General features: G+C 71.4%; 16 protein-coding genes and 1 pseudogene. 9 read left to right on the forward strand and 8 right to left on the reverse strand.

The annotated features are described in order from the left end of the window. Nucleotides 1–83: 83 nt before the first annotated feature. Nucleotides 84–1,826, reverse strand: coding sequence for a glycoside hydrolase family 3 protein (locus tag CNX65_RS01290; protein WP_096491123.1), 1,743 nt, complete (start codon nt 1,824–1,826; stop codon nt 84–86). A gap of 589 nt (nt 1,827–2,415) precedes the next feature. Then, a complete protein-coding gene (locus CNX65_RS01295) occupies nt 2,416–3,228 on the reverse strand; it encodes an HAD-IB family hydrolase (protein ID WP_096491124.1) in 813 nt (270 codons plus the stop codon). Between the two features lie 459 nt (nt 3,229–3,687). On the opposite strand from CNX65_RS01295, the gene ssd reads away from it, so the two are divergent. The 8 genes and pseudogenes from ssd (at nt 3,688) to CNX65_RS01335 (ending at nt 9,824) form a co-directional block, all read left to right on the forward strand. Continuing rightward, nucleotides 3,688–4,749 (forward strand): septum site-determining protein Ssd, encoded by a 1,062-nt coding sequence (ssd, locus tag CNX65_RS01300; protein WP_232519659.1) that lies wholly within the window; start codon nt 3,688–3,690, stop codon nt 4,747–4,749. Nucleotides 4,750–5,051: 302 nt separating this feature from the next. Then, nucleotides 5,052–5,636, forward strand: a pseudogene (locus CNX65_RS01305) (ATPase, T2SS/T4P/T4SS family); the annotation flags it as partial. A gap of 27 nt (nt 5,637–5,663) precedes the next feature. Continuing rightward, nucleotides 5,664–7,118, forward strand: a complete 1,455-nt coding sequence (locus CNX65_RS01310) for a recombinase family protein (protein ID WP_096491126.1) — start codon at nt 5,664–5,666, stop codon at nt 7,116–7,118. Further along, nucleotides 7,115–7,516 carry a hypothetical protein gene (locus tag CNX65_RS01315; protein ID WP_096491127.1) on the forward strand — a complete coding sequence of 134 codons (402 nt, stop codon included), beginning with the start codon at nt 7,115–7,117 and terminating at the stop codon, nt 7,514–7,516. Before CNX65_RS01310 ends, CNX65_RS01315 begins: the two co-directional genes overlap by 4 nt. A 143-nt stretch (nt 7,517–7,659) precedes the next feature. Next, nucleotides 7,660–7,902 (forward strand): hypothetical protein, encoded by a 243-nt coding sequence (locus tag CNX65_RS01320; protein ID WP_096491128.1) that lies wholly within the window; start codon nt 7,660–7,662, stop codon nt 7,900–7,902. Next, entirely contained in the window at nt 7,899–8,435 is a 537-nt protein-coding gene (locus CNX65_RS01325; protein ID WP_096491129.1) for a hypothetical protein, read from the forward strand. The genes CNX65_RS01320 and CNX65_RS01325 overlap by 4 nt, the downstream gene beginning before the upstream one ends. 136 nt (nt 8,436–8,571) lie before the next feature. Then, the gene (locus tag CNX65_RS01330; RefSeq protein WP_096491130.1) at nt 8,572–9,339 is read left to right on the forward strand and encodes a hypothetical protein; all 768 of its coding nucleotides are present in this window, start codon (nt 8,572–8,574) and stop codon (nt 9,337–9,339) included. Then, on the forward strand, nt 9,336–9,824 hold the full coding sequence (locus CNX65_RS01335; RefSeq protein WP_096491131.1) for a type II toxin-antitoxin system VapC family toxin: 489 nt from the start codon (nt 9,336–9,338) through the stop codon (nt 9,822–9,824). Before CNX65_RS01330 ends, CNX65_RS01335 begins: the two co-directional genes overlap by 4 nt. Here CNX65_RS01335 and CNX65_RS01340 read toward each other — a convergent pair. Beyond that, nucleotides 9,815–10,018 (reverse strand): hypothetical protein, encoded by a 204-nt coding sequence (locus CNX65_RS01340; RefSeq protein WP_096491132.1) that lies wholly within the window; start codon nt 10,016–10,018, stop codon nt 9,815–9,817. The two genes, CNX65_RS01335 and CNX65_RS01340, sit on opposite strands and share 10 nt — an antisense overlap. 116 nt (nt 10,019–10,134) lie before the next feature. Beyond that, entirely contained in the window at nt 10,135–10,320 is a 186-nt protein-coding gene (locus tag CNX65_RS01345; protein ID WP_096491133.1) for a MerR family transcriptional regulator, read from the reverse strand. Between the two features lie 147 nt (nt 10,321–10,467). Between CNX65_RS01345 and CNX65_RS01350 the strand changes: the two genes are divergently transcribed. Then, on the forward strand, nt 10,468–10,707 hold the full coding sequence (locus CNX65_RS01350; protein ID WP_157767440.1) for a zinc finger protein: 240 nt from the start codon (nt 10,468–10,470) through the stop codon (nt 10,705–10,707). A gap of 499 nt (nt 10,708–11,206) precedes the next feature. On the opposite strand, the gene CNX65_RS01355 is transcribed toward CNX65_RS01350, so the two are convergent. The 4 genes from CNX65_RS01355 to CNX65_RS01370 all read right to left on the reverse strand — a co-directional run bounded on the left by CNX65_RS01355 (nt 11,207) and on the right by CNX65_RS01370 (nt 13,594). Continuing rightward, on the reverse strand, nt 11,207–11,656 hold the full coding sequence (locus tag CNX65_RS01355; protein WP_157767442.1) for a hypothetical protein: 450 nt from the start codon (nt 11,654–11,656) through the stop codon (nt 11,207–11,209). A 101-nt stretch (nt 11,657–11,757) separates the two neighbouring features. Beyond that, nucleotides 11,758–11,994, reverse strand: a complete 237-nt coding sequence (locus tag CNX65_RS01360) for a hypothetical protein (protein ID WP_096491135.1) — start codon at nt 11,992–11,994, stop codon at nt 11,758–11,760. Between the two features lie 134 nt (nt 11,995–12,128). Next, nucleotides 12,129–12,620, reverse strand: a complete 492-nt coding sequence (locus CNX65_RS01365; protein WP_232520119.1) for a GNAT family N-acetyltransferase — start codon at nt 12,618–12,620, stop codon at nt 12,129–12,131. A gap of 200 nt (nt 12,621–12,820) precedes the next feature. Then, nucleotides 12,821–13,594, reverse strand: coding sequence for a DUF3800 domain-containing protein (locus CNX65_RS01370; protein ID WP_157767446.1), 774 nt, complete (start codon nt 13,592–13,594; stop codon nt 12,821–12,823). Nucleotides 13,595–13,837: the final 243 nt, after the last annotated feature.

Here is a 13,837-nt window from a genome sequence, read left to right on the forward strand (position 1 = left end):
TGCCAGCCCGCAGCCCGCGCTACCGGTCACCGGTCCCGCTAGCCCGCGCTACCGGTCTCCGGCCACCGGTCCCGTCAGCCCGCTCACCAGCTCAACCCGTGCCCTAACGGGTAAGCCACCGGCTCCGGCACGTCCACCGGGAGCCGCCCGCCTGGCCGGACCTCCCCGCTCAGCACCCGCGCCACCGACTCCATCGCCACCGCCCCGTACGAGTAGGTCGCGAGCCACGCCTGCGCGTTCGAGTGCCCCACGTCGTACGGGTTCTGCACCGCCACCGCCACCACCGGTTTCCCGCTCGCCACGAGCCGGTCCACCAGCGCGCGCTGCGCGGGCTGCCTGGACAGCGCGTTGGTCAGCACCACCACCGCGCCCACCCCGCCCGCCGAGGACACCGCCCCGGCGATCTGCTGCTCGTTCGGCGCCGACCCGGTCACCACGACCTGGGTCGTCGCCCCGCGCGCCCGGAGCCGCTCGGCCAGCGCCGCCGTCGTCGCCTCGCCCCAGCCCGTCACCAGCACCGACCCCGGCAGCCGCCCGGCCCGCACCACGCCCGCGTCGTCCCGCACCACCGTCACCGCCCGGTCCGCGACCTCCTGCGCCTGCGCGAGCCGGTCCGGCGTGCCCACCACCGGGTTCGGCGGCACCGGCAACACCGGCAGCGCGCCGCGCAGGAACTTCATCCGCAGCACCCGCAGCACGCTCTGGTCGATCCGCCGTTCCGACAGCTCGCCCGCGCGCACCGCCGCCACCACGGCGTCGATCGCCTCGCCCAGCTTCACCGGCATCAGCAGCTGGTCGACCCCGGCCTTGAGCGCCAGCACCGGGATCTCCGCGTCGGTGTGCAGCTGTCGCACGCCCGCCATCGCCAGCGAGTCGGTGATCACCACGCCGTCGTAGCCCAGCTCCTCGCGCAGCAGCCCGGTCACCACCGGCTTGGACAGCGTCGCGGGCTCCCCCGACGGGTCGATCGCGGGCATCCGGATGTGCGCGGTCATGATCGAGTCGACGCCCGCCGCGATCGCCGCCCGGAACGGCTTCGCGTCCACCTCGCGCCACTGCTCCACCGTGCGGTCCACGGTCGGCAGGCTGGTGTGGCTGTCGTCGGCCGTGTCGCCGTGGCCGGGGAAGTGCTTGGCCGCCGCCGACACCGCCGACCGCGACAGGTGCCGCTGCTGGTAGCCGCGCACCTGCGCCGCCACCATCGTGGCCGCCAGGTCCGGGTCCGAGGAGAACGACCGCACCCCGATCACCGGGTTCGCCGGGTTGGAGTTCACGTCCGCGTCCGGCGCGAAGTTCTGCGTGATGCCCAGCGCCCGCAGCTCGCGCGCGGTCACCGACGCCGCCCGCTCGGCCGCCCGTTCGTCCCGGCCCGCGCCCAGCGCCATGCTGCCGGGGAACTGGGTCAGCGGCGGCCCGATCCTGGTCACGATGCCCATCTCCTGGTCGGTGGAGATGGTCAGCGGGACGCGCGAGGCCTGCTGCAGGCCGTTGGACAGCGCGGCGATCTGCGCGGGCGTGTCGATGTTGTCGTAGCTGGAGTTGTTGAAGTAGATGACGCCGCCGGGGCGGTACCTGGCCACCACCTGGGCCGGGGTGTCGACGCCGAAGTCCCGCAGGTTGCCGGGGTGGACCTCGTCGGCGGACTGCCCGTGCACGTAGGTGACGAACAGCTGGCCGACCTTCTCCTCCAGCGACATGCCGCGCACCAGCGAGGTCACCGACTGCGGCGCGGGCGGCTCGGGTCGCGCGGCGTGCGCGCTCGGGAGGGCTGCGGTCGACGACGCGACCACGGCCGCGGTCAGGAGGGTGCGGCTGAGGCGGTGCACGGTGGCCTCCCCACTTCGGAAATCTCCCACGTCCTGGTCACCTGTCCCGGAAGTTACCCACGTCACGGAGGTGGGTCAACGAATGGCGTTGCGTGACCATCGTCCGGCGGCGGACCGGTTGTTCGGGAGCCCCCTGGGGTCGCCACGTTCGGGTGAACTTCGTGCTGGGCCATCCGCAGTGCCCCCCCCCGTGGTGCCCTCCGCAAGACCCTCCACCGAACTGTCCCCGACGCGCAAAAAAGCGGGACCCCGTGCTCCAGCACGGGGTCCCGCTCAACGGCGCGGGCTGTCGAGTTACCAAGCGTGCAACTCGTGTCGTATCACCCTGGTCCTCGGCGTCCGGCGTCCCGGTACGCAGGCCCTAGACGACAAGCCTCCCGCGGCGTGCTGCGCGTGGGTGCTCGAAGTCCGCGCACGGAGCTCCGCCGGGGTGAGCAGGGCTTCTCTTCCGCCCCGCCCCTGGCCGACCCGAGGTCCGCACTTCCTTTCTAGTGCGTGTCGGCCGTCACATCAAGGGCTCGATGGGGTGCACCGCTCCCGTCGCGGAGCGTGTCCGGTCGACTTCGCCGCCGCCGCGGGGTAGTGCGGATCAGCTCCGCCGCCGCCTGCGCAGCCCGTACCAGGCGGCGCCCGCGGCGACCGTCGCGCCCAGCCCGATCGCGGTCACCGCCACCGCCGCGCCGGACGGCCGGGGGATGCGCGCCCGCAGCGACACCGGGTCCGTGAACGCCAGCACCGGCCACCCGCGCTGGGTCGCGGCCTTGCGCAGCCCCCGGTCCGGGTTGACCGCCGTCGGGTGCCCGACCGCCTCCAGCAGCGGCAGGTCGCTCACCGAGTCCGAGTAGGCGTGGCAGCGCTCCAGGTCGTAGCCGCGCTCCGCGGCGAGCTGCTTGACCATGACGGCCTTGTTCTCGCCCGCGCAGTAGAAGTCCACCTCGCCGGAGTACCGGCCGGAGGACGTCACCATCCGGGTGCCCACGCTCAGGTCGGCGCCGACCATCTGGGCGATCGGGGACACCAGCTCCTCGCCGGACGCGGACACCACGACCACGTCGTGCCCCTGCGCCTTGTGGTCGGAGATGAGCTGCGTCGCCTCCTTGTAGACGAGCGGGTCGACGATGTCGTGCAGCGTCTCCTCCACGATCGAGCGGACCTGCTCCACGTCCCAGCCGGAGCAGAGCGCGGTGATGTGGGAGCGCATCCGGTCCATCTGGTCGTCGTCGGCGCCCGCGAGCATGAAGACGAACTGCGCGTAGGCGCTCTTGAGCACCGCCCGGCGGTTGATCAAGCCCTCCTGGAAGAAGGGCCTGCTGAACGCGAGGGTGCTCGACTTGGCGATGACGGTCTTGTCCAGGTCGAAGAACGCGGCGACTCGGGTGCCCTCGGCGGCTGGATCGGTCACGGGGGCCAGCTTAGGGGTGGTCGCCCGCCGCCGAATGGAGGCCGCTGTTCGGCGTTTTACGAACCGAGTGTGGTGCGGTCTCCCGAAATTTCTGCGTCCCTCTCTCGGAAGACACGCATGACTGACGTCTGTGGGGATACAGTAGAGCGGTCCGGCTCGACCGGACAGGTTCAGTCCGACCCCCCGGGACTGAACCAATGACGACCCCCGTCCCTCCCCCCTGGCGGGGGTCGTCCCATGTCCGGGGTCAGGTGACCGCCTCCGCGAACCTGATCTCCTCCCGGTTCTCCCGCGCTTCCCCGGCCTTCCGCCGCGCGCGCTCGCGCGCCCACGTCGCGGTACACCCCGGCGGCTTCTCCCGCACCTGAGCGGGGCGAGTTGTCCACAGGCCGTCCGGTTGTCCACATGTTGATCATGCGCCCGTTGTGTCCTCGCTCACCGGGGACGACCGTTCTCCACGTGGGCTTCGACGAGAGCGGGGAGCGGGACGTGGGGCGATCGGTGGTCCTGGTGGACGGGGCGGAACTGCTGGACGAGGTGCTGCGGCTGGCGGCCGTCGCCGAGTGCGAGCTGGAGCGGGTGGTGGACGTGACCGCCCTGCGCGGCCGGTGGCACGACGCGCCGGTGGTGCTGCTGGACGAGCGCGCGGTGGTGGCGTGCGCTGCGGCTGGGCTGCCGCGCAGACCGGGGGTCCTGCTGGTGTCGACCGGTCCGCCGGGCGAGCTGACCTGGCCCAGGGCGGTCGAGCTGGGCGTGGAGCGGGCGGTGTCGGCGGACGCCGGGCTGGTGGCGCTGCTGCGCGACGCGACCGAGGTGGCGCCGGAGGCCGGGCGGGTGCTGGCCGTGCTCGGCGGCCGGGGCGGTGCGGGCGCGTCGGTGCTCGCGGCGGCCGTGGCCAGGGCCGTCGCCGCCTCGGGCGGTCCGTCGCTGCTGGTCGACTGCGACCCGCTGGGCGGCGGCCTCGACCTCGCGCTGGGCGCCGAGACCACCGCGGGGATGCGCTGGTCCGACCTCGACCTGTCCGGCCGGGTCCCGGCCGCCGCGCTGCGCCAGGTGCTGCCCGCGTGCGGCGGGGTGCGGGTGCTGTCCTGCGGCCGGGACGGCGAGGGGCCGGGCGCGGGCGCGGTGGCGTCCGTGGTCGAGGCGGGCCGCAGGTCGGGGCAGGTGGTGGTGTGCGACCTGCCCCGCCAGCGGACCCCGGCGGCGGACGCGGCCCTGGACCGCGCCGACCTGGCCGTGCTGGTGGTGCCCGCCGAGGTGCGGGCCTGCGCGGCGGCCAGGGGTGTGGCCCGCAGGCTGGCCGAGCGGGGCGCCCGCACCCGAGCGCTCGTGCGGGTGCGGGCCTCCGGCGGGCTGAGCGCCCAGGAGGTGGCCGCCGCAGTGGGCGTGCCGCTGCTGACCCGGATGCGCGGTCAGCGCCAACTGGCCTCGGCCCTGGACCGGGGCCGCTTCCCGACGTCGACCCGAGGCCCGCTCGCGAAGGCGGCGAGCACGGTCCTGGAGGTGCTCCGTGCGGGCTGATCACGCTCTCGACCGGGTGAATCCGGTGTTCATCCGGGTGGAGGTCCTGCACCGCTGCCACCCGGCCACGTCGCCGGTCCGGCGAGACCCCGGTCGGCGTTGTCCCACCGTTGGCCCGTCACGCCATTCCGGGGTTTGTCGCCGCGCTGGAGCGGTGATGAGCGGGCTTCCCGAAACGGGTGAATGCGCCGCGCTCACGGTGACGCACCCGAATTTCTTCACCGGTTGGATTCCACGTTCGGTGCGCGGATTCCTCGAACGGGTGGTTTTTCCGCCCGCGCTTCGCGACCGGGGAGGCCGTCGTGGGCGCTGATCTGGTGGAGCGGGTCCGGCGCAGGCTCGCCGAGGGCCGCGCCGAGCTCACCCCGTCGGCGGTCGCGGCGGCGGTGCGGGGCGAGGCGGGCGGGGTGCTCGGCGACGAGGAGGTCCTGCGCGCGATGTCCGAGCTGGGCCGCGAGTTCGCGGGCGCGGGCCTCCTCGAACCGCTGCTGCGCGCGCCCGGAACGACGGACGTGCTGGTCACCGCCCCGGACCAGGTGTGGGTCGACGGCGAGGACGGTCTGCGCCGCACCGACGTGGTCTTCCCCGACGAGCGGGCGGTCCGCAGGCTCGCCCAGCGGCTGGCCGTGGCGGCGGGCAGGCGCTTGGACGAGGCGGTGCCGCACGTGGACGGCTGGTTGCCCGGCGGGGTCCGCCTGCACGCCGTGCTGCCGCCGATCACCCGGAACACCTGCCTGTCCCTGCGCGTCCTGCGCCCGGCGACGCACGACCTGGCGGAGCTGCGGGCCAGGGGCGCGTTCAGCGCCGAGGTGGCCGAGGCCCTGCGCGCCCTGGTCCGCTCCCGCACCGCGTTTCTGGTGGTGGGCGGGACGGGCTCGGGCAAGACGAGACCCACTCTATGACACCCTTCTGGCATGAGCACAACCCGTTGCGCGATCTACGCGCGGATCAGTGAAGACCGCGAGGGTGCGCACCTCGGCGTCGACCGCCAGGTGGCGGACTGCCGCGAGTTGGCCGCCCGGCTGGGTTGGGACGTCGTGCATGTCTTCACCGACAACGACATCTCGGCGTACTCGGGAAAGCCGAGACCCGGCTACCGGGCCTTGCTCGCCGCGATGCGCGACGGCGAGATCGGCGGCGTGCTCGCCTGGCACACGGACCGGCTGCACCGCAACGTCCGGGAACTCCTCGACTACATCACCACGAGCAACGCGGGCGGCGTCGACACCCACACGTGCCGGGCGGGTCAGCTCGACCTGACGACCCCGACGGGCCGGGCTTCGGCGATCACCCAAGCGGCGTGGGCCGCGCAGGAGAGCGAGCACAAAGCGGACCGCGTCCGGCGTGCCCGCCTGGAGGCGGCCCAGGAGGGCCGTTGGCAGGGCGGCGCGAGGCCGTTCGGGTACGGGCCGGACGGGGAGTCCCTGAACCCGGCGGAGGCCGCCGAGATCACCCGCGCGGCGGAGGTGATCCTGGCCGGCGGCTCCTTGCGGAGCGTCGTGCGCGACTTGAACGCGCGCGGCGTGCAGACCACGTTCCACAAAGCCGAGTGGTCCACCATCGCGTTCCGCGACGTGCTGTTGCGTCCCCGCAACGCGGGCCTGGTCGTCTACCGGGGCGAGGTCCTGGAGGGCGTCACGGCCCGGTGGCCGGCGATCCTCCCGGAGCCGACGTGGCGCGCGTTGGTGGCCGTTCTCACCGACCCGGCCCGACGCACGAACGGCGCGAACAACGCGGTCAAGTGGCTCGGCTCCGGTCTGTACCTGTGCGGCGTGTGCGAGCTGCCCACGCTCCGGGCCAGCGTCGCCGGGGGCTCGCGCGCACCCGCCTACCGGTGCTCGTCGCGGGACCGGCAGATCACCGGCCCGCACGTGAGCCGTCGCGCCACGGCCGTGGACGAGGTGGTGGAGCGCGTCCTGGTCGAGCGGCTGTCGCGGCCGGACGCGGTGGACCTGTTGCGGCGTCGCACGGACGCGGTGGACGTGGCCGCGCTGAACACCGAGATCCAGGCGGTGCGCCACCAGCTCGACGCCCTGGACGACGACCTGGACGCGGGCACCATCAGCCGCGCCCGCTGGGCTCGCCGCAACGAACGCCTGAAGACGCGCTTGGACGAGCTGGACAAGGCGCTTGCGGGCGCGGTGCGCGTGGACCCGCTGGCCGGGGTCGTCGGCGCACCCGACGTGGCGCGGGTGTGGTTCGGCACGTTGCCCGACCGGTCCGACGGCCTCGACCTCGGACGCCGTCGGTCGATCCTCGACGCGGTGGTCACGGTCACCGTCCGGAGGCAGGCACCGGGCCGCCGCGCGGACGGCTCGTACTTCGACGAGAACTCGCTGGGCTGGGACTGGAAGGACGACGCCCGGTGAGCGGCTGGGGAGAGGTGCCGCTGGTGTGCACGTGCGGGCGGACCGGCCGCCGGCCGCGCCGCATCGAGCTGTTCGAGTTGCTGGACGGCGCGTGGACGGGTGAGCACTGCGGGGCGCTGGCCGACGGGCCGACCCTGCCGGACGCGCAGCACCCGGAGGACGTGTTGCCCGGCGGCGGGCACTCGCGCGTGTTCCAGCGGCCCGGCGGCGCGGTGTGGCGCGGACGCTGTCCCACGTGCTCGGCGACGGGGGACCGGCGGGGGTCCGTGACGCTGCCCGTGGACGCGTTGACGGCGCTGCTGGACCGCTGGGAGCTGGCCGGGGGCGGGCGGTTGGACCTGTTCGACATGGCGCACCGCCCGGAGCGGCTTCACGCCGTCGTGGGTCACCGCGGATAGCCTTAGCCCTAGACCCAAGGCGGTCGGCGCGGACGCCGCCTCACCACAAGTGCCGCGCGCCCCGGTCCTCCGGGAAGCCGCCCCGCATCGCGGGTGCGTGAGCTTCCGTCTCGGACGTCCTTTGGCATGTCCGGGAGCAACCCGTGTCCGACCCTGTCATCGAAGCCCGCGCCAACCTGGCCCGCGCCGTGAAGCTGCACGGCCGCGACCACGAGATCACCGAGCAGGCCCGCGCCGCCTACCGCGAGGCGCGGTTGGTGTCGTACGTGACGGCCACCGTGGACGCCGCGCCGCCGCTGTCCCCGGAGACCCGGGCGCGGGTCGCCGCGATCCTCGCGGGCGCGCCCGCCCTCGACACCGCGAACGGCCCGGAGGTGGCCGCGTGACCACCGCGAGCTGGTCGAGCCGGGCCGGAGAGGGCGGCTCGCTGTCCCGTCCCGAACTGCTGGACACCGCGATTCGCGCCGGGGTGCTCCGCGAAGCGGGGACGCCGTCGGCGGTGCCGCTGGCGCGACAGCTCGCGAGCCTGCTCGCGTCCTGGGTGTCGCCGCTCATGATCGCCGACGACGGGACGCTGACGGGCCGCGAGCACGGCCAGCCGATCCGGATCACGCCGGCGGTGCTGCTGGACCTGGTCGCCCGGCGCAACGTCGTGCCGCAGCTCGGGTGCACGCCGAGCACGGCCGACGCGGAGGAGGCGGTGAAGCTCGCGGCCGGCCGCGCCCGTGCCGAGCACGAGCGCCAGGCGGTGGCCGACGAGCACCGGGCCGACCGTGCGCGCGTCGAGCTGGCGCACGACGTCGAGCGCGCCGAGCGCCGCGCGGCGCTGCTGCGGCAGCTCGCGGCGCTGGACGACCGGCCGCAGCAGGCCCCGGCGACGCCGTCGGCGGGGTGGTCCCGCGTGCTGCGGCGCGGGTGACGGTCGTGCCCCGGCCACGGCCGGGGCAACGACCACGAGGCCGCCCCGGACGTGTTGCCGGGGCGGCCTCGTTCTATCCCGATGGGGCGGTCAAGATTCACTCGGACGCAGGAAGGTCATCGTTGTACGGTTGAGCGTGGCCACTGAGCTGGGAGTCGAGCTGAGGGGCGCGCCGGAGCAGTTCGACGCCGAGCGCGTCGTCACCAGTCTGCGTGGACTGCTGGACCTGCTCCTCCAAGTGGAGAAAGGCCAGGCCGCGCGGTCGGGCGGCCCGCCGCCCCGCAAGACCTCGTGGGCCTTCAAGGAGCTGCGATTGGGCAGCCTCGCCACGCGCATCGCGCCCACGCCGGACTCCGATCAGAAGAACCGGCAGCACTGGACGGTGGGCCTGGTCGCCGAGGGCTTGGAGTTCGCCGAGCAGAACCAGGCGATCCCACCTCACTGGGACCTGGACGCCGCCTCGGCGGCCCGGAAGTTCCTCGACCGCGTCGGCGACTCCGAGGACTCGAACATGGTCGTCCTCATCTACCGCGACGACGAACCCGCCCAGCGGATCGAGATCACCCGGCGGGCCGCCGACAACCTCCGCGCGGCCACAGCCGCCAAGTTCACCAGCCTCGGCTCGCTGATCGGCCGGCTGGACTCGATCAACACACACAGCGGGTACGAAGCGGGACTCTGGCCCGACATCTCCAACCATCGGGTCACCGTCAAGTTCACCGAAGACCAACTCGAAGTCATCCGTAGCGCCATCAAGAAACGAGTCGAAGTGCGCGGTGAGCTGCACCGGAACTATCGCGGCGACCCCATCTCGATCAAGATGACCGGCCTGGAGATTTTGGAGACCAAGCCGGGCAGCAGGCTCACCGACCTTGCGGGCCTGTTCGCCGGAGGTGACGCGTGACGCAGCCCTCCAACTTCGACCTGGTCTACTTCGACTCGAACGTCTTCATCCACTACCTGAACCGTGAGCCCCGGTGGTACTCGAAGATCAGCGCGCTCATGACGGCCGCCGACGCGGGCCAGTTCAGGATCGTCACGTCGCCGCTGCTCATCGTCGAGGCCATTGGTCAGTCACCGGGCGGGAAGGTGAACGAGCAGCTTGAAGCCGTCGCCTTGGCCATCCTCGACAGCAAGTACGTGCTGCCGCAGGAGTTCAACCGCAGCGTGGCCATCAGGGCGCGTGACTACGTTCTGCGTCACCGCATTCCCAAGATGGACGCGATCCACCTGGCCTCGGCAGTCGAGGCCAACGTTGATGTGCTGATGACCACGGACGACGACGACTACCCGATCGGGACCAAGTTCGACGGCGTGTGGGTCGACAACCCGTTCGTCCCCACCGTGATGCAACGCCCGGACGACCTGTTCGCAGAAGCTCACGACTGACTCCACGGGTAGCCCGCCGCGTCCGCGTCGAACGCCGAGTTCATCTCCGCGTCGGTGATCTTGTCGTCCGTCCGCAGCGAGCTGTCCTCTCCGATTCCCACCGCGCTCAACAGCGCCCACGTCGCGTGGGCGACGGCCGCGTACTCGCGGTTGGTCAGGTCGTCGGGAAGAAGAACCTCAAGTCGTCGGCGCACATCTCCACCCTGCCTGTGGACCGCTGGCCAAGCGATCCCCCACGAGAGCGACGTTTGCGCAGGTCGGGACCGGTGGTCCGTGCAGGTTGACACCTTCGGGTGAGGCTTCGCGCCGCCTACTCGTCGCGTCGGCGCAGCGCGCGTAGCTGCTCGCGCAGCTCGTCCAGGTCCCACCGGCCGTGGCCGCCTGCCGTGACGAGCGTGGGTGTGACGAGGCCCTGTTGCCACCAGCGGACCAGGGTCGCCCGGTCGACGCCGAGCGCCTTCGCGGCCACGCCCGTGGGCACGAGTTCGCTGGTCACGGATGCAACGATCCGCCACGGCCGCCCCGAACGCCGTCGCTGCACCACGTCTGCAACGTTCGCAACACCCGTCCGGGGTCTTTACGGCACGACCGCGACCGGGTACGCAACGTTTGCAACGATTGCCCGACTCGGTGGGAGTGGCCCATGTCCCGGCACCTGTGGCACGACGGCGGCGGACTGCGGCACGCCTACGACACGGTGAACTACCCGTTCCCGCCGCGCCCCGGCGAGGAGATCACCGTGCTGTGCGGGGCGGAGGTCACCCTGGCCCGCGAGGACTTCCCCCAGCTCCCCGAACACCGCAAGCACCCCACCTGCTGGGACTGCGACGCCGTGTGGCGACGGCGCGAAGGACTCGCGCCGTGTCCCCGGATCGCGGGTTAGGCCGCCGGGTCACCGGAGGTGGGCACACAGAAGAGGCCGGTCCGTGTGGACCGGCCTCTTCGTGTTCGTTGGCTCAGGGTGACCAGTGGGCTGCTATTACCCCAGCGCCGTACGTCAACGCTTCATCCGCTAGCTCGCGGATCACCACTCTTGACGCGGACCTTGCTCTGCCGAACTTCTCGTGCTTCGGGTCCTGCTTGTCATCCGACATAGTCACTCCTTATCCGTCCCGGATCGGGACTTCTTACCGATCTTGCTGATGCCTCGAACTGCAAGACATACGCACACCGATAGGAGCAACCCAAGGCCACCCGTGACGACGCCCTGGGATTCGACACCCAGGACCACTGGCACCCTCAACCAACGAGCCCCGGGAAGATATCCCAGACAGCGCAACCAGATCAACTGGCACAGCAGCACCCGCCGCCTCCGATGTGAAGCGCGGCAGTGCCGTCTCGTCAACCCCCGTGAGGTCGCGCGTCGAGAGCAGCGACCACTCCTAGTCCGCCGGAGGTGGTACCACCGGCAGCGGCTCGATGCCCCAGAAGTGGACCACGTCGACTTCCCCGTCCGGCTTGAAGTGGACGACGAACGACAGCCGCCCGGTCACATCCTGGCTGGTCTTCACGTAGTTCTCGTTCCAGTCCGACGCAGAACCGACGGAGGGGTTGTTCCCCCACTCCATCTGGTGGTCGGCCCTGAAGGCCAAGCCGCCCAAGCTGAAGGCCGCGGTGACCTTGACGTCCACAAAGGTCCCGCCGGTCTTGTTCCGCTGCGGCTCCGACCACTCCAACGTCGAGAGGTCCGGATCGACTTCGTCGAGGTCGACGTCCCCTTCGAGGATCAGGCCGAAGCCCTCGAAGTCGATCGTCTCGCGCTGGTCGACGAGTTCGCGACAGCCAGCCTCGACGGCATCGGCGAGCAGTTCCCTGGATGGCGGTGGAGTCACAGCGGAAGGGTAGGGAGGGGCATCGGACGCCGCCAGTCGGACGCAGCCCGACGTGCACCGGCCCGCCGGCCCGCCCACGTGGGGCGGGCCGGTGTCGTTCGTCAGCCGCGCGAGATCGCCTTGCGGCACGCGTCGCACCACTCGAACCACACGCCGATCGAGCGGAAGCCGTCCATCCACACGACGTCGCTCCCGGCGTCCAGCTCGTGCACCACGTTCCCGTCGGCGTCTACGGCGTGCAGGCCCCCGAACTCGCGGTGGCCGTCCTCCCACCAGGTCTCCCGGCACCCTCCCCACGTCTTGGGGGCGGGCGGGGCGGGGCGGTTCCGGTTGATCATGATCTACTCCGACTACTCGGGGCGGAGGGTCGGGATCGACCCTCTCCAACCCTTCGCAAGCAGCCGCGCCCCGGTGGACAGGACAACTACCCGGCCCGCTCCTCGCGCAGCACGACGTTGCGCACGGCCACCGCCTACGCCGGAGCGGTCGCCTTCAGCACGGTCTCCACGTCCGCGCCGTACAGGTCGTCGCCCCTCTCCGGAGCCAGTGAATGCAAGCCGCACGCCTTGAAGAACGCGACCCGCTCCGCCGTCGAAGTCGACCAGTCGACCATCAGGGCCATGTTGGTGCACCTCCTGCGACGCGCCTCTTGGGCGGTCTCGTGCATGAGCAGCCGGCCGATGCCCGACCGGCGTTCGGTGGGCAACACGGCGATCTGGTTCACCAGGCAGCGCGGCCCGGGAAGCCCGGCCAACTCGCCGAACCGCTCGTTGAACGGCTCCGGGCGGAAGTCGGCCCGGACCACACCGACGGCGCGCCCGTCGGCGGTCTCTGCGAGGGCGACCGGATCGGTCAGCGGGCGGTGGATGAGCTTGAACTGCTCGACCTTCAGGCCGGCACCGTCCAGGACTTCCCAGATCCGTCGCCCCAGTTCGGGCTCGTCGTGGCGATCAGGCCACCGCACAGTGATCAACCCTGCTCCATTCGTCGGATCTTCACGTGGAATACCTCCGTTGACCAGCGGTGATCGGTATGCAGAGGCGGGGGCACCCCCGTGCCTCTACCCCTCGCCACCGGGGGTACGTAGCATGGAGGTGCACGGATGGCCGTCTGCTGATGGAGACATTGGCACCTGCGCTACGCAGCACAGCCGGTCGACGTGCCTCACAGGGCCGCCACCCACGGGTAGGCGGCCTTCGTGGTTTCGCCGGATGGGTGCAGCTTCAGCCCGTACGACAGCAGGTTGCCGTTGCGCCGATAGAGCCGTGGTGCCAACTGCCGGAGGTAGCGGGTCTCGGTGTTGCCGAAGTCGTCGGCGTTGAACGCGGCCCCGGTCGCCGACGCGGCGAGGTCCGCGAGCTGCAACTCCTCCAGGCGCGACGGCTGGTCTATCTGCCCACCGCGAGGGTCGAGCCACGGCCACTCGATGCGGCACCCCGGCTCTGCGCGCAGCTTCGCCTCGTAGACGCGCAGCTTGGCGATCTTGAACCTGACGATATGCGCCATCGTGTAGTTCAGCACCCTGCCGTTGTCCCTGGCGAGCCACGACAACCGTTCGAGCAGGTACCGGAGTGTGTAGAGGTACGTCCTATCGTCGTCGAGCGGGTCGCCGGTCAGGTACGGCTTGCACACGACGACGCTCGACACGGTCAGCCAGTCGGCGGCACCGAGCGACTGGCTGACGTGCAGGCGCTGCGGATGCTGCTTGATGTTCTTCCACGCCAGCGGGTTACCGGGCTGCCGGTTGAGGTCGACGCGGAGCTTGGCGAGCATCGCGGGCACTTCGGGGAGGTCTTCGTCCCGCACGACGACGGCGGTCATGACGAAGTGGGCGCTCGACTTGGCGGAGCGGGCGCGCTGCCCCGACTCGTCGATGAAGGCGTGCATGAGTGGCCGGGCGTCGACACCGCCCCCTGCAAAACCCGCTCGCTGGATCACGTCGAGAACGTATGACTACGCCCCCCGCTTTGTCACCTCGGGGGCAACACCCTGTGGACAACCCGAAAACGACCCTCCCAGGGCATCTGACCTGCATTAACCTCACATATCGAGACGCATCGGTCTTCAATGGAACACATATCTGATGTGGATAACTTGGTTTCGCGTGAAACATGAGGGCGGTTCGGGGTAATGAATTACCCGCCTATGTAACCCTGCGTGTTTCACTGAATACCTAGCGTC

It is taken from the genome of Actinosynnema pretiosum (genome assembly GCF_002354875.1).
Taxonomy (GTDB): Bacteria; Actinomycetota; Actinomycetes; order Mycobacteriales; family Pseudonocardiaceae; genus Actinosynnema; species Actinosynnema auranticum.